The organism is Pseudomonas sp. S3E17 (assembly GCF_024168685.1).
In the GTDB taxonomy this organism is placed as follows: domain Bacteria; phylum Pseudomonadota; class Gammaproteobacteria; order Pseudomonadales; family Pseudomonadaceae; genus Aquipseudomonas; species Aquipseudomonas marginalis.
On the sequence record NZ_JALJWE010000001.1, the window covers coordinates 4,384,570 to 4,410,553 of the forward strand.

Sequence of the window (25,984 nt, forward strand, 5' to 3'; positions counted from 1 at the left end):
ATCAGCGTAGTCGCTCAACCGAGAAACAGTTTGTAGGCCGGGTTATCGCTTTCATCCCAATACGGGTAGCCAATGGCCTCCAGGGCTGCCGGGACCAGGTGACGCTCGCTCGCCGGCACTTGCAGGCCAGCAACCACACGGCCGTCAGCGGCACCGTGGTTGCGATAGTGGAACATCGAGATGTTCCAGCGCCCGCCCAATTTGTTAAGAAAGTTGAACAGCGCCCCCGGACGCTCCGGGAATTCGAAACGGAACACCACTTCATCACTGACCTGGGCCGCATGCCCGCCGACCATATGGCGGATGTGCAACTTGGCCAGTTCGTTCTCGGTCAGGTCCAGCACCGGGAAACCCTGGCCGGTGAGGCTGGCGATCAGCGCACTGCGCGGGTCGTTTTCCGGATGGGTCTGCACGCCGACAAAGATGTGCGCTTCGCTGCCGGAGTGGTAGCGGTAGTTGAATTCGGTGATCTGGCGCTTGCCCACCGCCTCGCAGAACGCCTTGAAGCTGCCCGGCTTCTCGGGGATGGTCACGGCGATGATGGCTTCGCGGCCTTCACCCAGCTCGGCGCGCTCGGCCACATGGCGCAGGCGGTCGAAGTTGACGTTGGCGCCGGAGTCGATGGCCACCAGGGTTTGCCCGCTGATGCCACGGGTCTCCACGTATTTCTTGATCCCCGCCACACCCAGCGCGCCGGCCGGCTCGGTGATGGAGCGGGTGTCGTCGTAGATGTCCTTGATCGCCGCGCAGATCTCATCGGTGCTGACGGTGATCACTTCATCCACATAGTCCTTGCAGATGTCGAAGGTGTGCTGGCCGATCTGCGCCACCGCCACGCCATCGGCAAAAATGCCCACGGCGGGCAGCACCACACGCTCGCCGGCAGCCATGGCAGCTTGCAGGCAGTTGGAGTCGTCCGGTTCGACGCCGATGATTTTGATCTCCGGGCGCAGGTATTTCACGTACGCCGCGATGCCGGCGATCAGCCCGCCGCCGCCCACCGGTACGAAAATCGCGTCCAGGGGCCCCGGGTGCTGGCGCAGGATCTCCATCGCCACGGTGCCCTGCCCGGCAATGGTGTGCGGATCGTCGTAGGGGTGAATGTAGACGTAGCCTTTTTCGTCGACCAGCTTGAGCGAGTAGGCCAGGGCTTCCGGGAAGGAATCGCCATGCAGCACCACTTTGCCGCCACGGGAGCGCACGCCTTCGACCTTGATCTCCGGGGTGGTCTTGGGCATCACGATCGTGGCCTTGACCCCCAGCACCTTGGCCGCCAGGGCCAGGCCCTGGGCATGGTTGCCCGCCGAGGCCGTGACCACGCCGCGTGCACGCTCTTCAGTGGTCAATTGAGTCAGCTTGTTATACGCGCCGCGAATCTTGAACGAGAACACCGGCTGCAAGTCTTCACGCTTGAGCCAGACCTTGTTGCCCAGCCGCTCGGAGAGCTGGCGGGCGGTCTGCAGCGGGGTTTCTACGGCAACGTCATAGACGCGCGAGGTGAGGATCTTTTTGACGTACTGTTCAAGCATCGGCGGAAATCACTGGGCGGGTTGGGCAGGGCCAAGGAGTCTAACCCAGCGTTTGGCCGGGCGACCACACGAATCCGGAGGTTTTGTTGGGTTATACTCGCGCCCCTCTTTACTCCCCGCCCGTTCCGGAGCCCGCATGACCCAGGATCAACTCAAACAGGCAGTGGCCCAGGCCGCCGTCGATTTAATCCTTCCTAAACTCGACGACAAGAGCATCGTCGGTGTCGGCACCGGCTCCACCGCCAACTGCTTTATCGATGCGCTGGCCCAGCACAAAGGCGCGTTCGACGGCGCCGTGGCCAGTTCCGAAGCCACCGCCGCGCGCCTCAAGGGCCATGGCATTCCGGTGTACGAGCTCAACACCGTGAGCGACCTGGAGTTCTACGTCGACGGCGCCGATGAAAGCGACGAACACCTGAACCTGATCAAGGGCGGCGGTGCAGCCCTGACCCGCGAGAAGATCGTCGCGGCCGTGGCCAAGACCTTTATCTGCATCGCCGACGCCAGCAAGCTGGTACCGGTGCTCGGCGCGTTCCCGCTGCCGGTGGAAGTCATCCCGATGGCCCGCAGCCACGTGGCTCGTGAGCTGGTGAAGCTGGGTGGCGATCCGGTGTACCGCGAAGGCGTGTTGACCGACAACGGCAACATCATCCTCGACGTGTTCAATATGCAGATCACCAACCCAGTGGAGCTTGAGACCCAGATCAACGCCATCGTCGGCGTGGTCACCAACGGCCTGTTCGCGGCGCGTCCGGCGGATGTGCTGCTGCTGGGCACTTCCGAAGGCGTGAAAACCCTTAAAGCCTGATGCAAAACCCAATGTGTCTCAGGGATTGGGTTTCTTGAACACGTAGAACAGGTTCGGCTCGCTGACCAGGTACAACGTACCCTCGTCATCCATGGCGATTCCTTCGGCCTGGGGCACCCGTTTTTTCAGGCCATGGCGCCCATTGAGCAGAGACAGGCTGCTCAATGGGCGACCGTCGATGTCCAGCTCCAACACCAGGAACGACTCATCCGACAGCGCCAGCAGATGGCCGCTGCGCTCGTCGTATTGCAGGCTCGACAGGTCGCGTACAAACAACCCGGCATCGCGCTTGGGGTTGTTGATCACGTGCACCGAGTAGGTTTTTTCCGGTTTGAAATGGGGAAAACCGTGGACCTCGTAGATCAGCATCGGGTCGCGTTCCTTGGCCACGAACAGGCGCTTGCCCACCGAGTCATAGGCCAACCCCTCAAACCCCTTGTTGCCCCCGACATGCAGGCCCAGGGTCATCTGTTCCGCATCGGCGGCGTCGAGGAATTGGGTATCGTCGTCCACATGCACCTTGATCAGCCGCTGCTGGCGCTCGTCGGTGATGACATAGATGTTGTCGCTGATAAATTCCACCGCCTCGGCATCACCAAACCCCACCAACGGGATGCGTCGCAGGATCTTGCCCTCAAGGGACAGCTCGATCAGCTCGGCGTTTTTATTGGTGACGGTAAACAGGCTCTTGCGTACCGGATCGTAGGTGAGGGCCGAGACATCGTCGTCGAGACCCTCGATAACCTGGGCCTCAAGGGTCACTCGGTAATCCGCCAGGCCGATGGAGCGCTCGTCCGCCGGCTGACGCCAGGCCTGCCAGTTGAACCAGGCGCGCTCGAACAGGCGAAAGTGCTGCGCAACAGCCCCGGCGCTGACCAGGGCGATCAACGCGAGCATCAAGAGAATGGGTTTGGGGCGGGCAAATCGACGCATCGGGCGGTGCTCAAAGTCAAAAGTGGCGAATGAATATCACGCCTGTCTGAATTTAAACTTAAACGCACCCTGGTGTCTGGCGAATGCCGCTAATAGAGAAATATCCGACGTGATTCGTGTGTTATTTCTGCGTTTCGAAACGATAGAACAGGTTTGGCTCACTGACCATATAGAGCGTGCCGTCCTCATCCATGGTGACCCCTTCTGCGCGGGGGATGGTGTTCTTGAGGCCGTTGAAGCCACCAAGCAGGGTCATGAAGCTGACTTGTTCACCCTTCTCATCCAACTCCAGCAACAAATGGGAGTCGGCCGATAACACCAGCAGATGGCCGGTGCGCGGATCGATGGCCAGGGCCGAAAGGTTGCGCATGTCCAGCTCTTTGCTGGCCAGTTTCTGTTTATCGCCGACCAGGGTCTGGCTGCCGTCGCTTTTCCAGGTGAACAACGCTGGCGGCCGCTCTTCACCCAGCACAAATTGCTGATTGCGCTTGTCCCAGGTAAGCCCCTCGAACGCTTTGTTCTGGTCCTTGGACGGGCCCAGGTCATAGCTCGGGAAGTCGGCCTTGTTCAATTGCTGGGTGGCAGCGTCGATCTTGACGATGGTCAGGTTGTGCTGGCGTTCGTCGACCACGGCCATCAGGCCATTTTCCATCACGGTCACGCCTTCCGGGTTGTCCCAGCCATTGAGCGGCATCTTGCGCAATACATCGCCTTGCAGGCTCAGCTCGACAAGGAACGGGTTTTTACCCATGACGGAAAACAGGGTTTTGGTCTGCGGGTTATAGGAGACGTCCGAGGCTTCGTCTTTCTCCATGCCCGGCAAAACCTTGGCGTCGATGACAACGTGATAGTCAGGCAACCACACACTTTCGCTGCGCTCGGCGGGCGTTTCAAAGCCCTCCAACAGCCACAGCACGCCGCGATCGTCCCAATGCATGGCCCAGGAAATGCCATACACGATGGCACCCGCCAGAAATAGCCAGGAATACCAGCGCAAGGCAAAGCGAGAGCGCGGTTTGGGTGTGGCGGAAGGCAGGGACACGGCCATTGGGTGCTTTTCCGGAAAGTCAGCGGTAGGTGATAGCACAGGATCAATGGACCCGCGCGCAGGAGGCTGAGGATTATCCGGATGGGGTGTGAAAAAAATGCAAAAGCCCATGCATTAAATGGACTCGGACCCAATGTGGAAGGGGGCAAGCCCCCTCCCACATCAGGTGCTTATCGAACGCTGCTTTCGAAACGATTCACGCCGGTCAATTCCAACACCAGGTCATCACCCACATTCAACGGGCCCACGCCGGCTGGGGTGCCGGTGAGGATCACATCGCCAGCCTGCAGCGAGAAGCAGCCGGCCATGTACTGGATCATCGGCACGATCGGGTTGAGCATGCTCGCGCTGTTGCCGTCCTGGCGCACTTCGCCATTGATGGTCAGGCGAATGCCAATATCGGTCACGTCCGCGAAGGTGCTGCCGACCACGAACGGCGCAATCACCGCCGCGCCGTCGAAGGACTTGGCGATTTCCCACGGCAGGCCCTTGGCCTTCAGCTCGGATTGCTTGTCGCGCAGGGTCAGATCCAGGGCCGGGGCGAAGCCGGAGATGGCGTCCAGCACTTCTTCACGGCTGGGCTTGTTCGACAGCGGCTTGCCGATCAGCACCGCGATTTCCGCCTCGTAGTGCACCGAACCGCGCTCGGTCGGAATGCTGAAACCGCCTTCCAGCGGGACGACGCAACTGCCCGGCTTGATGAACAGCAACGGCTCGGTCGGCACCGGGTTGTCCAGTTCCTTGGCATGTTCGGCGTAGTTACGCCCAATACACACCACTTTACCGACAGGAAAGTGAATATTGGTGCCGTCGACATACTTGTGCTGGTAGCTCATGAAACGACTCCTTCGGGGGCGGTTAAACAGCGAAGATCTTGCCAGGGTTCATGATCCCGTTCGGGTCGAACACCGCCTTCACTGCTTTCATGTATTCGATCTCAACCGGCGAGCGGCTGTAGGTCAGGTAATCGCGCTTGGTCATGCCCACGCCGTGTTCGGCGGAGATCGAACCGTTGTACTTCTGAACGGTTTCGAACACCCACTTGTTCACCGTGGCGCACTTGGCGAAGAACTCATCCTTGCTCAGGCTTTCCGGCTTGAGGATGTTCAGGTGCAGGTTGCCGTCGCCGATATGGCCAAACCAGACGATTTCGAAGTCCGGGTAGTGTTCGCCGACGATCGCATCAATTTCCTTCAAGAACCCTGGCACTTTGGAGACGGTGACCGATATGTCGTTCTTGTAAGGCGTCCAGTGGGAAATGGTCTCGGAGATGTACTCGCGCAGTTTCCACAGGTTGTGCAACTGGGTTTCGCTCTGGCTCATCACGCCGTCCAGCACCCAGCCCTGCTCGACGCAGTGCTCGAAGGTCTCCAGCGCGTGGTTGGCAACTTCTTCGGTGGTGGCTTCGAATTCCAGCAGCGCGTAGAACGGGCACTCGGTTTCGAACGGCGCCGGCACATCGCCACGGCCGAGGACTTTGGCCAAGGCCTTGTCGGAGAAGAACTCGAAGGCGGTCAGGTCCAGCTTGCCCTGGAAGGCGTGCAGCACTGGCATGATCGAGTCGAAATCGGTGGTGCCGAGCACCATCGCGGTGAGGTTTTTCGGCGCACGGTCCAGGCGCATGGTGGCTTCGACCACAAAGCCCAGGGTGCCTTCGGCGCCGATAAACAGTTGGCGCATGTCGTAGCCGGTGGCGTTCTTGATCAGGTCGCGGTTCAGCTCCAGCACATCGCCCTTGCCGGTGACGACTTTCATGCCGGCCACCCAGTTGCGAGTCATACCGTAGCGAATGACCTTGATCCCGCCGGCATTGGTGCCGATATTGCCGCCGATCTGGCTGGAACCGGACGATGCGAAGTCCACCGGGTAGTACAGGCCATTTTCTTCGGCGACGTTCTGCAATTGCTTGGTCACCACGCCCGGCTGGCACACCGCGGTACGGTCGGTGAGGTTCACGTCGAGGATCTGGTTCATATAGTCGAACGAGACGACCACTTCGCCATTGGCCGCCACGGCAGCAGCCGAGAGGCCGGTGCGACCACCGGATGGCACCAGCGCCACCTTGTGCGCATTGGCCCAACGGACAATGGCCTGCACCTGCTCGGTGGTCTTGGGGAACACGATGGCGGTCGGCGCGGGCGCGAAGTGCTTGGTCCAATCCTTGCCGTAAGCCTCCAGGGAGTCGGCGTCGGTCAGCACTTTGCCGGGCTCAACCAGGGTCTTTAGCTCATCAATCAGGGCAGGATGGGTCATCGACAGAACTCTCGAACAATTCATGGTCATCCTGAGAACGCTTCACGTCGCAGGAATAGGTGTTTAGCGGGGCGCGTATGCTAGCATACCGCCCCCGCAGGACAGAGCCCAAGGGCGTTTCTGCGGTGACGGCTTTCCTGCCGTCCGGGTCAGCTTAAGCGATCCGATTCCCTGCCATTTTTCTCCGGGATACAGGTTTACGCAGATGAGCAAGACTTCTCTCGATAAGAGCAAGATCAAGTTCCTTCTTCTGGAAGGCGTCCACCCATCGGCCGTCGACGTACTGAAGGCCGCCGGGTACTCCAGCATTGAGTACATCACCAGTTCTCTGCCGGAAGCCCAGCTCAAGGAAAAGATCGCCGACGCGCACTTTATCGGCATTCGCTCCCGTACTCAGCTGACCGAAGAGATCTTCGATCACGCCAAGAAACTCGTGGCGGTCGGCTGTTTCTGCATCGGCACCAACCAGGTCGACCTCGACGCAGCGCGCGAGCGCGGCATTGCAGTGTTCAACGCCCCGTACTCCAACACCCGTTCCGTGGCGGAGCTGGTGCTGGCCGAGGCCATCCTGCTGCTGCGCGGTATCCCTGAGAAGAACGCTTCCTGCCACCGTGGCGGCTGGATCAAGAGCGCGGCCAACTCCTTCGAAATCCGGGGCAAGAAGCTGGGTATCGTCGGTTACGGCTCGATCGGCACGCAACTGTCGGTACTGGCCGAAGGCCTCGGCATGCAGGTGTTCTTCTACGACACCCTGACCAAACTGCCATTGGGCAACGCCACCCAGGTGTCGAGCCTGACCGAGCTGCTGGGCATGTCCGACATCGTCACCCTGCACGTTCCGGAAACCGCCGAGACCCAGTGGATGATCGGCGAGAAGGAAATCCGCGCCATCAAGAAAGGCGGCATCCTGATCAACGCTGCACGGGGCACCGTGGTCGAGCTGGACGCCCTGGCCGACGCGATCAAGGACAAGCACCTGATCGGCGCCGCAATCGACGTGTTCCCGGTGGAGCCACGCTCCAACGACGACATCTTCGAAAGCCCGCTGCGTGGCCTGGACAACGTGATCCTGACCCCGCACATCGGCGGCTCCACCGCTGAAGCCCAGGCCAACATCGGCCTGGAAGTGTCGGAGAAGCTGGTCAAGTACAGCGACAACGGCACCTCGGTCTCGTCCGTCAACTTCCCGGAAGTGGCCCTGCCGGCTCACCCTGGCAAGCACCGTCTGCTGCACATCCACCAGAACATCCCGGGCGTGATGATGGAGATCAACAAGGTCTTCGCGGAAAACGGCATCAACATCTCCGGTCAGTTCCTGCAGACCAACGAGAAGGTCGGCTACGTGGTGATCGACGTCGACGCCGAGTACTCGGACCTGGCGCAAGAGAAGCTGCAGCACATCAACGGCACTATCCGTAGCCGCGTGTTGTTCTAAAACGGCGGGAATGGTCAGCGGCAAGCTAAAAGCGTCTACTTGCAGCTTTTAGCTTGCCGATAAAAAACGGGGGCCCCATCAGGGGCTCCCGTTTTTTATTTCACATTAACCGTGATGACTTTCGAGGCTACAGTCGGGTCGAACTGCATGTGCAGCTTGTCGCCGGCCACCAGTTGCAGGGTGTGTTTGCCTGGGGTGAGGGTCAGCTCGGTCTCGGTCTGGGCCTTGCCGTAGTGAATCACGGTGTCGGTGGCCGGGATCGGTACACTGGCGTCAGGCAGCGCTTTCTGATCGACCAGCAGGTGGTGGTGGCCGGTGCCTGCGGTTTGGTCAGTGGCCGGGGCCAGCTTCAGGCCTTCCATGCCGAATTTGACTGTGAAGGTTTTATCGACGGTGGCACCGTCTTTTGGCGAGACGATAAACACTTTGGCGCCTTCGGGTGGAGCACTGCGCGGGATGCCGTCGGCGGCATTCGCCAACATCGAGGCGCCCAGCAGCAGGCTGGCAATGGTTGCACGGGACAATAGGGCTTTCATTCGCTTCTCCAGTTTTTCCATGAATTCTGTAGGGTTCTGACAACTTCGCGACAAATTGCTGTCCAAGGCACTCACCACCATAGCAAAGCGATGCTGAACGGCGCCTCGCACATTCGAATTCTTTAGGAGTGACCATGCGCTTTTCGCCTGGCCTGTTACTGTTGCTGCCCCTGCTGAGCCCCCTGGCTCATGCCGAACTGATCGACGATGTAAACGATCGCGGCGAACTCCGCATCGCCCTTGAAGCCAACACACCACCGTACAATTTCAAGGAAGGCGACAAACTCACCGGCTTTGAAGTCGAGTTGGGTGAATTGCTGGCCAAGGAAATGGACGTGCGCCCTTCGTTTATCACCACCGATGACGCCGACATGCTGCCGGGGGTCTCAACCGGCAAATACGATGTGGCCATCAACCATGTCGCTATGACTGCCGAGCTTAAGGATCAGTTCGATTTCAGCGAGGCTTATCACGACAAGCCTGAGCTGGCGATCCCGTTCCAGAAGGGCAACCCGGCCTTCAAGACCAGCCTGGACGGGGCGCTGAAGCGGGTGAAGGACGATGGCCGTTTAAAGGCGCTGTCCCATAAGTGGTTAGAGGACCAGGCCCCTACAGACGCGCCAACGCCTGTGCCGCCGCAGGCAACTCCAGCTCACTGAACACCTGCACGCCATGGCGCTTGAGAAGCGCCGCCGTTACGCCTTCGCCACTGACCTTGACACCGGTGAAAGTGCCGTCATAGGTCAGCAGGTTGCCGCAGGACGGGCTATTGGCCTTGAGAATGGCGATGCGGATGTGATGGCGCTGCACCAACGCCAAGGCTTGCCGGGCGCCGTCGAGGAAGGCGGCGCTGAAGTCTTCGCCCTCGGCCGTCAGCACCTGGGCGCGGCCTTCCCAGACATCGATGCCCTGCCCACCTGGAATCTCGGCGGAGGGCCTGGGCGTCGGCAGACCGCCCGACACTTCCGGGCAGATCGCAACCACGCGCCCTTCAGCCTGCCACGCCGCCAGTTGATCGAACGGCCCGCTGGCCCCACCGTCGTAGCGCACCTTGTGGCCAAGCAGGCAGCGGCTGATCAGAATCTTTTGCATGGTTAGAACGGCTCGTTACCGCGCCGACGAAACCAGCCGGTGAGGGACAGGCGCTCGCGCGTAGCCGGCATGACTTCGTGGGGCACCTCGCCCGACAGGAACACCACCAGGCATCCACCGCTGGGCACCACGTCGTATTCGACGCCGTCCTTGAGGTACATGCGCAACTGGCCACCGTGCTCGGGCAACCAGGCGTCGTTCAAGTAGATCACCGCCGAGACCATGCGCCGATCATCGTCACGGAACCGGTCCAGGTGCCTGAGGTAAAACGCGCCAGGGGGATACATCGCGAAGTGGCTTTCGAAATCCTCAAGGCCGAGGAACAAACCACGGTTCATCGCCAGGCGCAGCGTGTCCATCAACGCCATATAACTGTCGCAGACCGCCGCGTCGCCCTCCTCCAGCCACTGGATATGGTCGCCGCGAATACCCTCGCGAATCTCCTGGGCCGGCCCGCGCCCCACTGCCGCCGGGGCCAGTTCACCCTCGGCCGCACGTTTACGGCACTCAGCCGCCAGTTCCAGGGTCAGAGCCTGGGGCAGGAAGCCGTTCTGCTGCGACCAGCCTTTTTCGGCCAGGTCATCGACGATGCGTTGCAGCAGGGGGTGATCAAGGGGTATTTGCATGGCGCGCATAGTATCCATACGCCTGTGAATCCGACAGAGCCGCCGAGCGTCTGAATACACTTTAGTCAGCTGACTGATAGGACTTCTCGACAAATCCTACGCCCGACACGGACAATAGTGGCCGACTGACAGGAGTCCATATGCGTCGTTTGTTTTTTTCCTTGCTGATGTTCTGCGTTTTGCCCGCTTGGGCAGACGGCCATGACCAGTTGTACAAGGTCGCCGGCTGGGCCGAACAACGTGCGCATTTCAATGACGCCCTCAGTGCTGCCCAGCAACGCTACCGTAACAGCCTGCCGCCGGCGGTGTACCAGGCGCTGGTGGACAACAGCAACAAGCGCTTTGCCGCCCAGGCCATGGACCAGCGCGCCGAAGCCCAGTTACGCAAGCACCTGGCGGACCCTGCGCCGGCCCTGGCGTTTTTCCAATCGCCCCTGGGCCGCAAGGTCGTTGCAGCCGAGTTACTGGCCACGCGCCGCGACCAGTTGGCAAAAAACGCCCAAGGCCTGCCGCACATCGAGGCTGACGCCACTCGCAGCCTGATCATCGGCCACCTGGCCCAGGCCCTGCCCGCCCGCGAAGCCGGGGCGGAGGTGAGCCTGGCGATCGCCGGCGTGGCCGCCGACAGCTTGAGCCAGATGATCCCCGGCCTGCTGGGTGGCGGCCAGGCCCAAGGCATGTTGAATGGCCAGCGTGAGCGGCTGATGCAACAGATTGGCAATGACCTGAACAACACTCTGCTGTACGTCTATCGGGATTTGTCCGACCCGGAGCTGGAAGAATTCGCGACGTTTGCGGAGTCGCCAGAGGGTAAGGCGTATTACCAGGCGGCGCTGGCGGCGATTCGCGCAGGTCTGGCAGTCGGCCAGAGCACTTCAAGCCTGGCGCAGTAATAAAATGTGGGAGGAGGCTTGCCCCCTCCCACATTTGGACTGTGTTATTTCAGATGGTCCGTCAAATACCGGAAGTACTCTTCGCGAATCTGCGGAATCTCATTCGCCAGGTGATGTCGGCCGCGCGGCAGCATCAACACTTCGGGCTGGTCGAACTTGCCCCGCAGCACCTGCAAGTTGTGCTGCCAATCCACCGTCATGTCTTCCTCACCCTGCACAATCACCGGCCGCCGAGGGCTGCGTGGCGCGGCTTCGATGCGTTTGATCCAGCGCGCCAGGGCGCCTACCCAGGCGGTGGGCAGTTGCCGGGGTTGCAGCGGGTCGGCTTCCAGGAACGGCTTGAACGCCGGGTCGTGAGTGTTCTCGCTGAAGCGCCGGGCGATGCCTTTGACGAACGGGCGCAGCAGGTAATAGCTGACCTGTGACCATCCCCACGCACGCGGCCGCACCAGCGGTGAGAGCAGGAGGGTCTTGCCTTGCGCCGGGCTGGTAGCGCCATGGTTGAGCAGGTGATCCACCACCACCGCGCCGCCGGTGCTTTGCCCGAACAAGTGCCACGGCTGCGGCAATTGCAGCGCTTGGGCCTGGGCGAACAGTGCCTGCACCACATCCTGGTACACGGCAAAATCATCGATGCTGGCGCGCGCGCCGCTGGACAAGCCATGGCCCGGCAAATCGCAGGCGATTACCACAAAGCCCTGGTCCAGGGCCCAGTCCACCACGTGGCGATACAGGCCCATATGGTCGTAGAAGCCGTGGAACATAAACATCGTCGCCACCGGCACGGGCGGCCACCACACCTGGGCGACCACCTCGAACCCAGCCACCTCGAAACGCCCCAGCCGACTCACCGTCGGCACGTTGCGTGCACTCAGGTCCAGTCCGTAGAAACGCTGGTAGACCCGCGCTTCGGCTGAAAGCGGTTGCGCATCCACCAGGGGCCGCAGGCTTTCGCGAAGGTGATCAGGGTCAAAGGTCACAGGCATAAAGGGTTCCAGACTTGCGGCGAAGATGAATATCGAGCTGCGATATTCATCTGTCAGGACAAGCATGGCAAGCTACGCGACCTGCGAGGATAGATCCGAATGCGACAGCCTTACCGTAACGCCCTGTTCGCCAGCCTGATCCTGATCATCTGCGGCGGCGTGCTGTGGGCGGCGTATGACTGGTTCCAGGGCCGCTACCTGCGCGCCTTCAGCGAACACACGGCGGTATTCTCCGGCGACCCTCTGCGCCTGCCCGCCGAACTCAGCGGCCCCGGGCCGATCCGCCTGGTGCATTTCTGGGATCCGGCGTGCCCGTGCAACGTCGGCAACCAGCAGCACCTGGGCGAGTTGATCGAGCAATACGCGCCCCAGGGCGTCGAGTTCTATGCCCTGCAAAAAGCCGGCAGCCACGGCCAGTTGCCCGATAACCTGCGCAAGATGAAAACCCTCAACGCCCTGCCCGGCGCCGACCAGGTGCCGGCCAGCCCCGCCGTGGGCATCTGGGACCGCACCGGCAAGCTCGCGTATTTCGGGCCCTACAGCGAAGGGCTGACGTGCAACGCCAGTAACAGTTTTATCGAGCCGATCCTGAAAGCCCTTGAAGCCGGCCGAGACGTGAACGCCACGCACACCCTGGCGGTGGGCTGCTATTGTTCGTGGTCGAAAGATGAGTAGCCCGCCACCCCACTCTTGGTAAGGAATGTTCATGAAGCGCGTCCTGCAGGTTATTGCGGTTCTGCTGGTACTGATCGGCCTCGGTGCGGGCTGGTACGTCTACAGCAAGCAACCCACCCGCCAGGGCACGGTTGAACTGGCCAACCTGCAAGGCTCGGTCACCGTGCGCTACGACGACCGTGGCGTGCCGCATATTCGCGCCGAGAACGAGACCGACCTGTATCGCGCCCTGGGCTACGTGCATGCCCAGGACCGCCTGTTCCAGATGGAGATCATGCGCCGCCTGGCCCGTGGCGAGTTGGCCGAGGTACTCGGGCCGAAGCTGCTGGAGACCGACAAGTTGTTCCGCAGCCTGCGCATTCGCGACCGCGCCGCCACCTACGTGGCGCAGCAGGACCATGAGTCGGCGCACTGGAAGGCCCTGCAAGCCTATCTGGACGGGATCAACCAGTATCAGGACAGCCACGCCCGCCCGATGGAGTTCGACGTGCTGGGCATCCCCAGGCGCGCGTTTACCGCCGAGGACACCATCAGCGTCGCCGGGTACATGGCCTACAGCTTTGCCGCTGCGTTTCGTACCGAGCCCTTGCTGACTTACGTCCGCGACCAACTGGGCAGCGACTACCTGAACGTCTTCGACCTCGACTGGCAACCCAAGGGCGCCCTCAACCTCGCCGACAGTGACTGGAAAACCCTCGGCGCCCTCGCCGCGCTGAGTGAGCAGGCCCTGGCCGACAACGGCTTGCCGCAGTTCGAGGGCAGCAACGCCTGGGCCATCAGTGGCAGTCGCACCAAGAGCGGCAAACCGCTGCTGGCGGGTGACCCGCATATTCGCTTCTCGGTGCCGTCGGTGTGGTACGAGGCGCAGTTGTCGGCGCCGGGCTTCGAGCTGTATGGCTATCACAACGCGCTGGTACCCGTGGCGTTCCTGGGGCACAACCTGGATTTCGGCTGGAGCCTGACCATGTTCCAGAACGACGACCTCGACCTGATCGCCGAGAAGGTCAACCCGGACAACCCCAACCAGGTCTGGTACCACGGCCAGTGGGTCGACATGACCCGCAGCGAGCAACAGATCGCCGTCAAAGGCCAGGCACCGGTCAGCCTCACCCTGCGCCAATCGCCCCACGGCCCGATCGTCAATGACGTGCTCGGCGACAACGGCGGCAAAACGCCGATTGCCATGTGGTGGGCGTTCCTCGACACCCAGAACCCGATCCTCGAAGGCTTCTACCAGCTCAACCGCGCCGACACGTTGGCCAAGGCCCGTACGGCGGCGTCAAAGGTGTCCGCACCGGGGCTGAATATCGTGTGGGCCAATGCCAGGGGCGATATCGGCTGGTGGGCGGCGGCCCAGTTGCCGATTCGCCCGGCAGGTGCCAACCCAGGGTTTATCCTCGACGGCAGCACCGCCCAGGCCGACAAGCTGGGCTTCTACCCCTTCAGCGCCAACCCCCAGGAAGAAAACCCGGCGCGGGGCTATGTGGTCTCGGCCAATGCCCAGCCGGCGTCGCCCACCGGCATGGAAATCCCCGGTTATTACAACCTCGCCGACCGGGGCCAGCAATTGAACGCGCAGTTGAGCGACAAGAGCGTGAAGTGGGATGTGACCAACAGCCAGGCCCTGCAACTGGGCACCACCACCGCCTTCGGCCCGCGCCTGCTGGCGCCGCTGTTGCCGGTGCTGCGCGAGGTGGTCACGGACCCGGCGCAGTTGAAGCTGGTGGAACAACTTGCCAGCTGGAAGGGTGACTACCCGCTGGATTCCACCAGCGCCACGCTGTTCAACCAGTTCCTGTTCAACCTCGCCGACGCGGCCTTCCACCCGAAGCTGGGTGACGGCATGTTCAAGACCCTGCTCACCACCCGCGTGATCGACGCAGCCCTGCCCCGCCTGGCTGCCGACCCGGCCTCGCCCTGGTGGGACGGCAAGCGCACCGACAGCGTCAAGCGGGCCTGGGACAACAGCCTCGCGCACCTCAAGGCCACCTTCGGCGATGACCCGACGCAATGGCAGTGGGGCAAGGCCCATACCCTGACCCACGGCCATCCGCTGGGCTCGCAGAAACCCTTGGACCTGATCGTCAACGTCGGCCCGTTCCCGGCCCCCGGCACCCATGAAGTGCCGAACAACCAGTCGGCCGTCATCGGCACCGCGCCCTGGCCGGTGACCTATGGCCCGTCCACCCGGCGCCTGATCGACTTTGCCGACGTGGCCCACGCCCTCACCATCAATCCGGTGGGGCAAAGCGGCGTGCCGTTCGACAAGCACTATGGCGACCAGGCCGAGACCTATATCGAAGGGGGTTACGAGCAGGCGCATTTCACCGATGAGGAGGTCACCGCGAACACCCGCGGCACGCTGAAGCTGTTGCCAGCACGTACTCTGCGCTAACCCTTTCTGTAGGAGCGAGCTTGCTCGCGAAGGTCGTTAACGATAACGCGTAAAGCCAGAATGAAAGCGGTGCCCATGGGTTTCTCGCGAGCAAGCTCGCTCCTACAGTGTGCTCGTTGCGCGAGCCTGCACCGGCACCGCAAAGTTTAGCCGGAACTGTTGCGGCGTCACGCCCAGCCGGCGGTTGAACACGCTGCGCATGTGCTGGGCATCGCGAAACCCGCATTGATAGGCCACGGTCTTCAGCGGCGCATGTGTGCTTTCGAGCATCACCCGCGCCGCATCCACCCGCGCCCGTTCGACAAACTCCGCTGGCGTAATCCGCGCCTCACGGGCAAACACCCGGGAGAAGTTGCGCGCGCTCATGTTGGCGGCCTTGGCCAGGTCGGCGATGGTCAGGTCGCCAGTGAGGTTCGCCAATACGTATAACTGCACCAACGCCACCGCCGAGGTGGTTTCGGCATGGGGCGTGAGGAACGGGCTGAACTGCGACTGCCCACCCGAGCGCTGGGTGAACACCACCAGGCGCTTGGCCACGCTCAACGCCACTTCCGGGCCGTGGTCCTGGGCCAGCAGGTACAGCGACAGGTCGATGCCTGCGGTGACGCCCGCCGAGGTGTAGAGATTGCCATCCTGTACGTAGAGGCGGTCGGCTTCGATCTGGGCCGAGGGGCACAGACGCGCCAGGTCGGCGGCGTCGTTCCAATGGGTGGTGACGGTTTTTCCGTCCAGCAATCCAGCGCGCGCCAGCATGAAGGCCCCGTTGCAGATTGAGCCAAACCGTCGCGCCCGGGCGGTGGCGCCACGCAGCCAATCATCGAACGGAGCGCCGAAGTCCTCGAAGGGTAACTGCGGGCCGCCCGCGACCAGCAGCAGGTCATAGGCCTGCAAGGCTTCGCTGTAATGCTTATGGGCCTGGAGTGACAGGCCATTGGAAGCTGCCATCGTGCCGTGGCCTAAACCTATCACTTCCAACTGGTAATGATCTTCGGGCACCAGAAAGCGGTTGGCCTCGCAGAACACATCCATGGGACCGGTCACATCCAGTGACTGGACGCCGGGGAAGATCAGGATCGCGACGGTCTTGTGCATGCTCACAGACACCTTTTTCTAGCGGAATAAAATGCAAGCCCCCTCCCACACTGGGATTTTCGCAGGCTTCCAGAGTGATATCGCCCGCTACACCCTAGTCGATTTCTGCTTGGCACGATGTGTCGGCACATTGGCCGGGATCGCGCCCTCACCGCGATGGTCGCTGCACCGACCAGCGACCAAACTGACTGCTTTCCAGAGGAGAACCACCATGACCACCACCATCGCCGGTATCAAGATCCCGGACAGCGCCCTGGCCAGGGCCACCACCGAATACATCCGCGACATTGAGTCCGACCTGCTCTACCACCACTCCCGCCGGGTGTTCCTGTTCGGCGCATTGAGCGGTGAGCGCAAGCAACTGGCCTACAACCCGGAGCTGCTCTACGTCGGCGCCATGTTCCATGACCTGGGCCTGGTGGCAGGCCATCGCAGTGATGACCAGCGCTTCGAAGTGGACGGCGCCAACGCCGCCGCGGCCTTCCTCAAGCCTTACGGGCTGAGCGACGACGATATCGAACAGGTGTGGCTGTCTATCGCCCTGCACACCACGCCGGGCGTGCCGCAGCACCTGCGCCCGACCGTGGCACTGGTGACCGCCGGTGTGGAAATGGACGTGCTGGGCATGGACTACGCCGCGTTCAGCAGCGTGCAGCGCGAAGCCGTGGTGCATGCGCATCCACGCGGGGAAGGGTTCAAGGAGTGCATCATCTGCGCGTTTGCCGACGGCTTGCGCCATCGCCCACAGACCACGTTCGGCAACGTGAAGACCGATGTGCTGGTGGATCAGGAACCGGGGTTCAAGCCGATGAATTTTGTCGAGGTGATTCGCAAGTCGCCGTGGGCTGCATAGCCAATCTGGAATGCGGTCAAAACTGTGGGAGTGGGCTTGCCCCCGATTGCTGAGTGTCAGTCACTGCATTTATTGACTGACCCACCGCCATCGGGAGCAAGCCCCCTCCCACATTTGGACCGCGCAGGCCTTTAGACCGGCGCTGGAGCCCGACGCTTGTCCGGCTGCTGCCAGCCATCGGCGGCGGCTTCTTCAATCGCCTGCTGGATCGCTTTCTTGCGCATCTCTTCGGCACGTCGGCTGAAGAACCACACCAGGAAGGTCACCAGCGACACCGCCAGCAGAATCAGGCTGGCCACGGCGTTGATCTCGGGTTTAACCCCAAGGCGCACGGCCGAGAACACTTCCATCGGCAACGTCGTCGAACCCGGCCCCGAGACGAAGCTGGCCAGTACCAGGTCATCCAGGGACAGTGCGAACGACATCATGCCGCCCGCCGCCAGCGACGGCGCGATCATCGGGATGGTGATCAGGAAGAACACCTTCCACGGCCGCGCCCCCAGGTCCATCGCCGCTTCTTCGATCGACAGGTCCAGCTCACGCAGGCGCGCCGATACCACCACCGCCACATAAGCGGCGCAGAACGTGGTGTGGGCGATCCAGATGGTGACGATGCCACGCTCCTGGGGCCAGCCGATCATCTGCGCCATGGCCACGAACAGCAGCAGCAGCGACAGACCGGTGATCACTTCCGGCATCACCAACGGCGCGGTCACCAGGCCGCCGAACAGCGTGCGGCCCTTGAACTGGCTGATGCGCGTCAGCACAAACGCCGCCAACGTACCCAACGCCACGGCGGCCACCGCCGTGTAGCAGGCGATTTCCAGGGAACGTGCCACCGAGCCCATCAACTGGGTGTTGTCCAACAGGCCCACGTACCACTTGATCGACCAACCGCCCCACACCGTCACCAGCTTGGATTCGTTGAACGAGTAGATCACCAGGATCAGCATCGGCAGGTAGATGAACAACAACCCCGCCACCAGCATGAAGCTTGAGAAACTGACGCGCTTCATATCTTGCCCTCCATCTCTTTGGCTTGGCTGCGGTTAAACAGAATGATGGGCACGATCAGGATCGCCAGCATCACTACCGCCAGGGCAGACGCCACCGGCCAGTCACGGTTGTTGAAGAATTCTTGCCACAACACTTTACCGATCATCAGGGTTTCCGGGCCGCCGAGCAGTTCCGGGATCACGAACTCGCCCACCACCGGGATAAACACCAGCATGCAGCCGGCGATGATGCCGTTCTTGGACAGCGGCACGGTGATTTTCCAGAAGCTGTTGAAGGTGCTCGAACCCAGGTCCGATGCGGCTTCCAGCAGGCTCTGGTCATGCTTCACCAGGTTGGCGTACAGCGGCAGGATCATGAACGGCAGGTACGAATAGACCACGCCGATATACACCGCGATGTTGGTGTTGAGGATCTGCAGCGGTTCGTTGATCAACCCCATGGACATCAGGAAGCCATTGAGCAGGCCGTTGTTGCTGAGGATGCCCATCCACGCATACACGCGGATCAGGATCGCGGTCCAGGTCGGCATCATGATCAGCAGCACCAGCACGGTCTGCATCTCTTTGCGTGCGGTGGCAATGGCATAAGCCATCGGGTAGCCGATCAGCAGGCACAGCAGCGTGCTGAAGAACGCCATCTTCAGCGAGCCCAGGTACGCCGCGATGTACAGCTCATCACCTGCCAGCAAACTGTAGTTGGCCAGGTTCAGCACCACCTGCAGCTTCTGCTCGACGTAGGTGTAGATCTCGGTGTACGGCGGAATCGCCACGTCGGCTTCGGCGAAGCTGATTTTCAGGACGATGAAAAACGGCAAGGCGAAAAACAGGAACAGCCACAGGAACGGAATCCCGATGACCACCTGCTTGCCGCTGGGGACGATGCGGTGCAAGCGCCGCTTGAGCTTCTTCATGTTCATGTGCGCAGTACCACGCCGCTATCGTCTTCCCACCACACGTAGACCTGGTCACCCCAGGTTGGACGCTGGCCACGGCGTTCGGCGTTGGCGACGAAGGACTGCACCAGCTTGCCGCTTGGCAGCTCGACGTAGAACACCGAGTGGCCGCCCAGGTAGGCGATGTCGTGTACCTTGCCGCTGGACCAGTTGTGCTCGCAGGTCGGCATTTCGGTGGTGACCAACAGTTTTTCCGGGCGGATGGCATAGGTCACCGACTTGTCTTCCACCGAGGTGGCGATGCCGTAGCCCACGTAGATGTCGCGGTCCAGGTCCGGGCACTTGAGCACCGCGTGGCCTTCGGCGTCATCCACCACCTGGGTGTCGAAGATGTTGACGTTACCGATGAATTCGCACACCAGGCGGCTGGTCGGCGTCTCGTAGATGTCGATCGGGCTGCCGATCTGGGCGATCCAGCCCAGGTGCATGATCGCGATGCGCTCGGCCATGGTCATGGCCTCTTCCTGGTCGTGCGTCACCATCACGCAGGTCACGCCGACGCGCTCGATGATCTCCACCAGTTCCAGCTGCATCTGCGAGCGCAGCTTCTTGTCGAGGGCGCCCATGGGCTCATCGAGCAGCAGCAGTTTCGGGCGCTTGGCCAGTGAGCGGGCCAACGCCACCCGCTGACGCTGGCCACCGGACAACTGGTGCGGCTTGCGTTTGGCGTACTGGCTCATCTGGACCAGCTTGAGCATTTCAGCCACGCGGGCATCGACCTCGGCCTTGGGGATCTTGTCCTGTTGCAGGCCGAACGCGATGTTCTGCGCCACGGTCATGTGGGGGAACAAGGCGTAGGACTGGAACATCATGTTGATCGGCCGCTCGTAGGGCGGCATGTCGGTGATGTCCACGCCGTCGAGGTAAATCCGACCTTCTGTCGGGCGTTCGAAGCCTGCGAGCATGCGCAGCAGGGTGGACTTGCCCGAACCCGAACCACCGAGCAAGGCGAATATCTCGCCTTTCTTGATTTCCAGGGACACATCGTCCACGGCAATCGTCTCGTCGAACTTCTTCGTGACCCGGTCGATTTTGACCAGCACCTTTTTCGGTGTCTGGTCGCCCTCGAGGGCTTTCTTATAGGCGCCGGAGGCAACTGCCATTTACGAAACTCCCAAAAAAAAGAGTGCAGTTCGCCCGAGGCGGGCGAACCTTGGATAGTTTGAGCCTTACTTGCCCGTCTTGACCTTGGTCCAGCTACGGGTCATTAAACGTTGCACTTTCGGGGGTAGCTCGAAGTTGACGAATGTCCGGTCGAGAACCGCCTGCGGTGGGTAAACCGCTTCGTCGGTGCGTATCGATTGCTCCATCAGTTTGTCCGCCCCTGGGTTAGGGTTGGCGTAACCGACGGTGTCACTGACCTGGGCGATCACCTCAGATTGCAGTAAATAGTTGATGAAGGCGTGGGCTTCCTTGATGTTGGTGGCGTCCTTGGGGATGGCCAGCACGTCAAACCACAGGTTGCCGCCTTCCTTCGGAATTGCGTAGGCGATGTTCACGCCTTTGCCCGCTTCGCTTGCGCGAGCCTTGGCCTGGAACACATCGCCGGAGAACCCGGCGGCCACGCAGATGTTGCCGTTGGCCAGGTCGGAGATGTATTTGGAAGAATGGAAGTAGGTCACGTAGGGCCGCACTTTGAGCAGCTTTTCCTCGGCCTTCTTGTAGTCTTCAGGGTTGGTGCTGTTAGGGTCCAGGCCCATGTAGTTGAGCACCGCCGGCAGCATTTCATCCGCCGAGTCCATGAACGACACACCACAGGTGGCCAGCTTCTTCATGTTTTCCGGTTCGAACAGCACGGCCCAGGAGTCGATCTTGTCGACACCCAGCACTTCCTTCACTTTGTCGACGTTATAACCGATGCCGTTGGTACCCCACAGGTACGGCACGGCGTACTGGTTGCCCGGGTCGTTCTTCTCCAGGCGCTTGAGCAGCACAGGGTCCAGGTTGGCGTAATGAGTCAGCAGCGACTTATCGAGTTTCTGGAACGCCCCGGCCTTGATCTGCTTGCCAAGGAAGTGGTTGGACGGCACTACCACGTCATAGCCGGTACGCCCGGCCAGTAACTTACCTTCCAGGGTTTCGTTGGAATCAAACACGTCATACACGGGTTTGATGCCGGTGGCCTTTTCGAAGTTGGCCAGGGTGTCGGGACCGATGTAATCCGACCAGTTATAAATATGCACAGTCGGTGCGGCCTGCACGCTGACAGCCAGCGTGAGACCTGCACCTACCAGCAAGGCTTGGCGAAACAAAGAAATTGGCAAGTGGAGGTCCTCTTAAATAGTTGGGCCCAAAGTTGTTGCCCGGCAACAAAACCGGCGCGCAACTTACCCTCGATAAACCGATCCGGCAAAACTTTCTGTCATTTATTTGTTTCATTAACCACCGCGGGGCGCGCGGTGGTTAACGAAGGCCGGTTTATTTACCGGATTTGATCTTGGTCCAGCTGCGTGTCATTTCACGCTGGGTCGCAGCCGGCAAGTCCGCAATGGCGTAGAGCTTGGCTTGCACATCCGCTGGTGGGTAGATGCCCGGGTCGCTGGTGATGTCTTTGTCGACCAGTGCGGTGGCCTTCTCGTTACCGTTCGGGAAACGCACGCTGTTGGTGATCGAAGCCATGACTTCCGGCTTGAGCAGGTAGTTCATGAACTTATAGGCGGCGTCGACGTTTTCGGCATCTTTAGGGATGGCGACCATGTCGAAGAAGCTACCGGCACCTTCTTTCGGAATGTCGTAGGCCACCTTGACCTTGCCACCGGCTTCAGCCGCACGGGACTTGGCCTGCTGGATGTCCCCCGAGTAACCCACGGCTACGCAGATGTTGCCGTTGGCCAGGTCGGAGATGTACTTGGACGAGTGGAAGTAGCCAATCGAAGGACGGATTTTCAGGAACAGGTCTTCGGCTTGCTTGAGGTCGGCCTTCTTCTGGCTGTCGGTTGGCAGGCCCAGGTAATGCAGCGCGACCGGCAGCATTTCGGTCGGCGAGTCGAGGAAGCTCACGCCGCAGCTTTTGAGCTTGGCGATGTTTTCCGGCTTGAGCAGCACGTCCCACGAATCGATCTTGTCCACGCCCAGCGCGGCCTTGACCTTGTCCGGGTTGTAGCCGATGCCGATCGAACCCCACATGTACGGGAAAGCGTGCTTGTTGTCCGGGTCGCTGACCGACACGGCTTTAAGCAGGGAGGTGTTCAGGTTGCCGTAGTTGGGCAGCTTGGACTTGTCCAGTTCCTGGTAGACACCGGCCTTGATCTGCTTGGCGAGGAAGTTGTTCGACGGTACGACGATGTCGTAGCCGGACTTGCCTGCCAGCAACTTGGCTTCGAGTGTCTCGTTGCTGTCAAAAACGTCGTACACCACTTTAATGCCCGACTCTTTTTCAAAGTTGGCGATGGTGTCCGGTGCAATGTAGTCGGACCAGTTGTAGACGTGCAGCACTTTATCGTCGGCCTGGACCGCGCCCGCCATTGCGCCCATCAGGGACAAGGCGAGGAGGGTCTTGCCAGCGTTCTTCAAACCTAATGCCTTCATTTGGTGATGCTCCAATTTTTCTTTTTTGGGCCACGTTCTTTTATGTTCAGCGACCCTTCCAGAGGGCAGCAAAACAGGGCGACAGTCTGGCAAGTTCAGGGGCCGGCTTTCAACCAAAGCCCCCTGCATTTATAACTGCCCGGTGCGCTGCGCACTGAGCCTAGCACTTAGCCCTGCAATGCCGCCAAAGTCAGGTCCAGGCACTGACGAGCCTTGGTCACCAGCTCGTCGATTTCAGCCTTGCTGATCACCAGAGGCGGCGAAATGATCATGGTGTCGCCCACGGCGCGCATGATCAGGCCATTCTCGAAGCAGAAGGTTCGGCAGATCATGCCTACGCCCCGGCCCTCGTAACGCTTGCGCGTCGCCTTGTCCTGAACCAGCTCAATTGCACCAAGCATGCCGACACCGCGCACTTCACCCACCAACGGGTGATCCGCCAGCTCCCGCAGACGTTTCTGCAAATACGGTGCCGTTTCGTCGTGGACGCGGTTAACGATTGTTTCATCGCGCATGATGCGGATGTTTTCCAGGGCCACGGCCGCCGCCACCGGGTGACCGGAGTAGGTGAAACCATGGTTGAAATCACCGCCTTCGTTGAGCACGGCCACCACGTCGTCGCGCACGATCAGGCCGCCCATGGGGATGTAGCCCGAGGTCAGGCCCTTGGCGATGGTCATCATGTGGGGCTTGAGGTCGTAGAAATCGCTACCGAACCACTCACCGGTACGGCCGAAACCGCAAATCACTTCGTCGGCAACAAACAGGATGTCGTACTTGGCGAGGATTTCCTTGATGCGCGGCCAGTAGCTGTCCGGCGGCACGATCACGCCACCGGCGCCCTGGATCGGCTCGGCAATAAAAGCGCCGACATTGTCCACGCCCAGCTCGAGGATCTTCTCTTCCAGTTGGTTGGCGGCCCAGACCCCGAACTCTTCGGGGCTCATGTCGCCGCCTTCGCCGAACCAGTACGGCTGGGCGATATGGACGATGCCCGGGATCGGCAAGTCGCCCTGTTCATGCATATAGGTCATGCCGCCCAGGCTGGCGCCAGCCACGGTGGAGCCGTGGTAGCCATTCTTGCGGCTGATGATGGTTTTCTTGTTCGGCTGGCCTTTGATCGCCCAGTAGTGGCGGACCATGCGCAACATGGTGTCGTTGCCTTCGGAGCCGGAGCCGGTGAAGAACACGTGGTTCATGCCGGCAGGTGCGATGTCGGAAATCGCCTTGGCCAGCTCCAGCACCGGCGGGTGAGCGGTCTGGAAGAACAGGTTGTAGTACGGCAGTTCTTTCATCTGCCTGGCGGCGGCGTCGGCCAGTTCATCGCGACCGTAACCGATCGCCACGCACCACAGGCCGGCCATGCCGTCGAGGATCTTGTTGCCTTCGCTGTCCCACAGGTACACGCCGTGGGCTTTGGTGATGATCCGTGGGCCTTTCTCTTTCAATTGCTTGAAGTCGCTGAACGGCGCCAGGTGGTGATCACTGCTCAAGGCTTGCCATTCGCGGGTTTGCGGGTTGTTGCTGGACATACCAATCTCCTAGACTTTTCAGTGAGGGGCGCACCGTGTGACGGGCGCGCCCGGCGCATCAGACGGCGAAGAGCAGGAATTCCCGCTCCCACGAACTGATCACGCGCTTGAAGTTTTCATGCTCGGCCCGCTTGACCGCGACGTAGCCTGTGATGAATTTCTGACCCAGGTATTTCTCGATGGTCTTGCTGTTTTCCATGCGTTCCAGGGCGTCTTCGATGGTCAACGGCAGGCGCAGATTGCGGCGCTCGTAACCACGCCCCACCACCGGGGCGCTGGGGTTATGGCCTTCGACCATGCCGATGTAGCCACACAGCAGGCTGGCGGCAATCGCCAGGTACGGGTTGGCGTCGGCGCCCGGCAGGCGGTTTTCGACGCGACGGTTCTGCGGGCCGGCATCCGGCACGCGCAGGCCGACGGTGCGGTTTTCTTCGCCCCACTCCACGTTCACCGGCGCCGAGGTGTCGGGCAGGAAGCGGCGGAACGAGTTCACGTTGGGGGCAAACAGCGGCAGCAACTCAGGGATGAACTTCTGCAGGCCGCCAATGTGGTTGAGGAACAGTTGGCTCATGGTCCCGTCTTCATTGGAGAAGACGTTCTTGCCGGTGGCGATGTCGATGATGCTCTGGTGCAGGTGCATGGCGCTGCCGGGCTCGCCGGTCATCGGCTTGGCCATGAAGGTGGCCGCCACGTCGTGCTTGAGCGCGGCTTCACGCATGGTGCGCTTGAACACCAGGATCTGGTCCGCCAGGGACAGGGCATCGCCGTGACGGAAGTTGATTTCCATCTGGGCCGTGCCGTCTTCATGGATCAGGGTGTCGAGGTCCAGCTCCTGCAACTCGCACCAGTCGTAGACGTCTTCGAACAGCGGGTCGAATTCGTTGGCGGCTTCTATAGAGAAGGATTGGCGGCCGGTCTCCGGGCGCCCGGACCGACCGATCGGCGGTTGCAGCGGGAAGTCCGGGTCTTCGCAGCGTTTGGTCAGGTAGAACTCCATCTCCGGTGCCACGATGGGCTGCCAGCCTTTGTCGGCGTAGAGCTTGAGGACTTTCTTGAGTACGTTGCGCGGCGACAGCTCGATCGGGTTGCCTTGCTTGTCGTAGGTGTCGTGGATCACCTGGGCGGTCGGCTCGATGGCCCAGGGCACCAGGAACACCGCGTTCTGGTCGGGGCGGCAGATCATGTCGATGTCTGCCGGGTCGAGCAATTCGTAATAGATGTCGTCTTCGACATAGTCGCCGGTCACGGTCTGCAACAGAACGCTCTCGGGCAGGCGCATGCCTTTTTCGGCGATGAACTTGTTGGTCGGCGAGATCTTGCCCCGGGTGATACCGGTCAGGTCGCCAATCATGCATTCGACTTCTGTGATCTTGTGGTCTTTCAACCAATCGGTGAGCTGGTCGAGGTTGTTACTCATAAATGCCTCTGGGCTGGGTTTCCTGGCATCCATTAAAGGCCAGGCGTTGGTTGACGCAGCATCCGCGTCGTTTTTTCGTTCAGGGTAGGAGCTTACCTGCCATTTGCTGCAGCGTTGCATTCCTCAAGCCAAAGTCGTGCAGAATCATGAGCGGCCGCGCGGATGGCAGCCGGTCAGTGACAGTCGAGGAGGCAAAAAAGAGAGCGGATGGGCCGTCAAGAATATTGGCCGGTGCGTGGGCATTCACGCGGGACGAACGGACTGCGGACAAAGCCTGGCTGAAGCAGGCTGAGACGCCGATTGGCGGCAGGCGAGACATGAAGCACCCCGGTATTATTGCTGTTATGGGTTTGAATCGAGCTTAGCCTTGTTCATTTTTTTACA

24 protein-coding genes are annotated in these 25,984 nt (G+C 61.1%); 7 read left to right on the forward strand and 17 right to left on the reverse strand.

Going from position 1 to position 25,984, the window contains the following annotated elements; all coding sequences use genetic code 11:
- Positions 1 to 14: 14 nt before the first annotated feature.
- Entirely contained in the window at positions 15 to 1,529 is a 1,515-nt protein-coding gene (ilvA, locus tag J3D60_RS19800; RefSeq protein WP_253492521.1) for a threonine ammonia-lyase, biosynthetic, read from the reverse strand.
- A gap of 136 nt (positions 1,530 to 1,665) precedes the next feature.
- Here ilvA and rpiA point away from each other — a divergent pair, with 136 nt between their 5' ends.
- Positions 1,666 to 2,337 (forward strand): ribose-5-phosphate isomerase RpiA, encoded by a 672-nt coding sequence (rpiA, locus tag J3D60_RS19805; protein WP_053127902.1) that lies wholly within the window; start codon positions 1,666 to 1,668, stop codon positions 2,335 to 2,337.
- An 18-nt stretch (positions 2,338 to 2,355) separates the two neighbouring features.
- Here the strand turns inward: rpiA and J3D60_RS19810 are convergent, their stop codons facing one another.
- The 4 genes from J3D60_RS19810 to J3D60_RS19825 form a co-directional block, all read right to left on the reverse strand.
- Positions 2,356 to 3,270 carry an SdiA-regulated domain-containing protein gene (locus J3D60_RS19810; RefSeq protein WP_065938079.1) on the reverse strand — a complete coding sequence of 305 codons (915 nt, stop codon included), beginning with the start codon at positions 3,268 to 3,270 and terminating at the stop codon, positions 2,356 to 2,358.
- A 121-nt stretch (positions 3,271 to 3,391) separates the two neighbouring features.
- Entirely contained in the window at positions 3,392 to 4,318 is a 927-nt protein-coding gene (locus J3D60_RS19815; protein WP_253492523.1) for an SdiA-regulated domain-containing protein, read from the reverse strand.
- 170 nt (positions 4,319 to 4,488) lie between these two features.
- Positions 4,489 to 5,154 (reverse strand): fumarylacetoacetate hydrolase family protein, encoded by a 666-nt coding sequence (locus J3D60_RS19820; RefSeq protein ID WP_027608418.1) that lies wholly within the window; start codon positions 5,152 to 5,154, stop codon positions 4,489 to 4,491.
- Positions 5,155 to 5,176: 22 nt separating this feature from the next.
- Positions 5,177 to 6,571: an FAD-binding oxidoreductase gene (locus J3D60_RS19825; RefSeq protein ID WP_065938076.1), complete on the reverse strand. Its 1,395-nt coding sequence runs from the start codon at positions 6,569 to 6,571 to the stop codon at positions 5,177 to 5,179.
- A 205-nt stretch (positions 6,572 to 6,776) separates the two neighbouring features.
- Between J3D60_RS19825 and serA the strand changes: the two genes are divergently transcribed.
- Positions 6,777 to 8,006 carry a phosphoglycerate dehydrogenase gene (serA, locus tag J3D60_RS19830; RefSeq protein ID WP_027608416.1) on the forward strand — a complete coding sequence of 410 codons (1,230 nt, stop codon included), beginning with the start codon at positions 6,777 to 6,779 and terminating at the stop codon, positions 8,004 to 8,006.
- A gap of 95 nt (positions 8,007 to 8,101) precedes the next feature.
- On the opposite strand, the gene J3D60_RS19835 is transcribed toward serA, so the two are convergent.
- Entirely contained in the window at positions 8,102 to 8,542 is a 441-nt protein-coding gene (locus J3D60_RS19835) for a DUF4399 domain-containing protein (RefSeq protein ID WP_065938075.1), read from the reverse strand.
- A 134-nt stretch (positions 8,543 to 8,676) separates the two neighbouring features.
- Between J3D60_RS19835 and J3D60_RS19840 the strand changes: the two genes are divergently transcribed.
- Entirely contained in the window at positions 8,677 to 9,201 is a 525-nt protein-coding gene (locus J3D60_RS19840) for a transporter substrate-binding domain-containing protein (RefSeq protein WP_253492525.1), read from the forward strand.
- Here the strand turns inward: J3D60_RS19840 and J3D60_RS19845 are convergent.
- Positions 9,152 to 9,634: a DUF523 domain-containing protein gene (locus J3D60_RS19845; RefSeq protein WP_065924355.1), complete on the reverse strand. Its 483-nt coding sequence runs from the start codon at positions 9,632 to 9,634 to the stop codon at positions 9,152 to 9,154. The two genes, J3D60_RS19840 and J3D60_RS19845, sit on opposite strands and share 50 nt — an antisense overlap.
- 2 nt (positions 9,635 to 9,636) lie before the next feature.
- Entirely contained in the window at positions 9,637 to 10,269 is a 633-nt protein-coding gene (locus tag J3D60_RS19850) for a 2OG-Fe(II) oxygenase (RefSeq protein ID WP_065924356.1), read from the reverse strand.
- A 131-nt stretch (positions 10,270 to 10,400) separates the two neighbouring features.
- Between J3D60_RS19850 and J3D60_RS19855 the strand changes: the two genes are divergently transcribed.
- Positions 10,401 to 11,153, forward strand: a complete 753-nt coding sequence (locus J3D60_RS19855; RefSeq protein WP_065938073.1) for a DUF2059 domain-containing protein — start codon at positions 10,401 to 10,403, stop codon at positions 11,151 to 11,153.
- Between the two features lie 44 nt (positions 11,154 to 11,197).
- Here the strand turns inward: J3D60_RS19855 and J3D60_RS19860 are convergent, their stop codons facing one another.
- The gene (locus J3D60_RS19860; RefSeq protein WP_253492527.1) at positions 11,198 to 12,139 is read right to left on the reverse strand and encodes an alpha/beta hydrolase; all 942 of its coding nucleotides are present in this window, start codon (positions 12,137 to 12,139) and stop codon (positions 11,198 to 11,200) included.
- A 99-nt stretch (positions 12,140 to 12,238) separates the two neighbouring features.
- Here J3D60_RS19860 and J3D60_RS19865 point away from each other — a divergent pair, with 99 nt between their 5' ends.
- Positions 12,239 to 12,814 carry a DUF6436 domain-containing protein gene (locus J3D60_RS19865; RefSeq protein WP_253492529.1) on the forward strand — a complete coding sequence of 192 codons (576 nt, stop codon included), beginning with the start codon at positions 12,239 to 12,241 and terminating at the stop codon, positions 12,812 to 12,814.
- 31 nt (positions 12,815 to 12,845) lie between these two features.
- Complete coding sequence (locus tag J3D60_RS19870; protein ID WP_253492530.1) at positions 12,846 to 15,209, forward strand: penicillin acylase family protein; 2,364 nt, start codon at positions 12,846 to 12,848, stop codon at positions 15,207 to 15,209.
- Positions 15,210 to 15,311: 102 nt separating this feature from the next.
- Here the strand turns inward: J3D60_RS19870 and J3D60_RS19875 are convergent, their stop codons facing one another.
- Positions 15,312 to 16,301 carry a GlxA family transcriptional regulator gene (locus J3D60_RS19875; RefSeq protein ID WP_253492531.1) on the reverse strand — a complete coding sequence of 330 codons (990 nt, stop codon included), beginning with the start codon at positions 16,299 to 16,301 and terminating at the stop codon, positions 15,312 to 15,314.
- Positions 16,302 to 16,512: 211 nt separating this feature from the next.
- Here J3D60_RS19875 and J3D60_RS19880 point away from each other — a divergent pair, with 211 nt between their 5' ends.
- Positions 16,513 to 17,154, forward strand: coding sequence for an HD domain-containing protein (locus J3D60_RS19880; protein WP_027608407.1), 642 nt, complete (start codon positions 16,513 to 16,515; stop codon positions 17,152 to 17,154).
- 131 nt (positions 17,155 to 17,285) lie between these two features.
- Here J3D60_RS19880 and J3D60_RS19885 read toward each other — a convergent pair whose 3' ends face one another.
- The 7 genes from J3D60_RS19885 to J3D60_RS19915 all read right to left on the reverse strand — a co-directional run bounded on the left by J3D60_RS19885 (position 17,286) and on the right by J3D60_RS19915 (position 25,600).
- On the reverse strand, positions 17,286 to 18,170 hold the full coding sequence (locus tag J3D60_RS19885) for an ABC transporter permease subunit (protein ID WP_015886412.1): 885 nt from the start codon (positions 18,168 to 18,170) through the stop codon (positions 17,286 to 17,288).
- Positions 18,167 to 19,087, reverse strand: a complete 921-nt coding sequence (locus tag J3D60_RS19890; protein WP_027608406.1) for an ABC transporter permease subunit — start codon at positions 19,085 to 19,087, stop codon at positions 18,167 to 18,169. The genes J3D60_RS19885 and J3D60_RS19890 overlap by 4 nt, the downstream gene beginning before the upstream one ends.
- Positions 19,084 to 20,226 (reverse strand): ABC transporter ATP-binding protein, encoded by a 1,143-nt coding sequence (locus tag J3D60_RS19895; protein WP_027608405.1) that lies wholly within the window; start codon positions 20,224 to 20,226, stop codon positions 19,084 to 19,086. Before J3D60_RS19895 ends, J3D60_RS19890 begins: the two co-directional genes overlap by 4 nt.
- 66 nt (positions 20,227 to 20,292) lie before the next feature.
- Positions 20,293 to 21,387: a polyamine ABC transporter substrate-binding protein gene (locus J3D60_RS19900; RefSeq protein ID WP_027608404.1), complete on the reverse strand. Its 1,095-nt coding sequence runs from the start codon at positions 21,385 to 21,387 to the stop codon at positions 20,293 to 20,295.
- A 154-nt stretch (positions 21,388 to 21,541) separates the two neighbouring features.
- Positions 21,542 to 22,636 (reverse strand): polyamine ABC transporter substrate-binding protein, encoded by a 1,095-nt coding sequence (locus J3D60_RS19905; protein ID WP_065938252.1) that lies wholly within the window; start codon positions 22,634 to 22,636, stop codon positions 21,542 to 21,544.
- Between the two features lie 182 nt (positions 22,637 to 22,818).
- On the reverse strand, positions 22,819 to 24,183 hold the full coding sequence (locus J3D60_RS19910; protein WP_141156257.1) for an aspartate aminotransferase family protein: 1,365 nt from the start codon (positions 24,181 to 24,183) through the stop codon (positions 22,819 to 22,821).
- 58 nt (positions 24,184 to 24,241) lie between these two features.
- Positions 24,242 to 25,600: a glutamine synthetase family protein gene (locus tag J3D60_RS19915; protein WP_003176780.1), complete on the reverse strand. Its 1,359-nt coding sequence runs from the start codon at positions 25,598 to 25,600 to the stop codon at positions 24,242 to 24,244.
- Positions 25,601 to 25,984 lie beyond the last annotated feature (384 nt).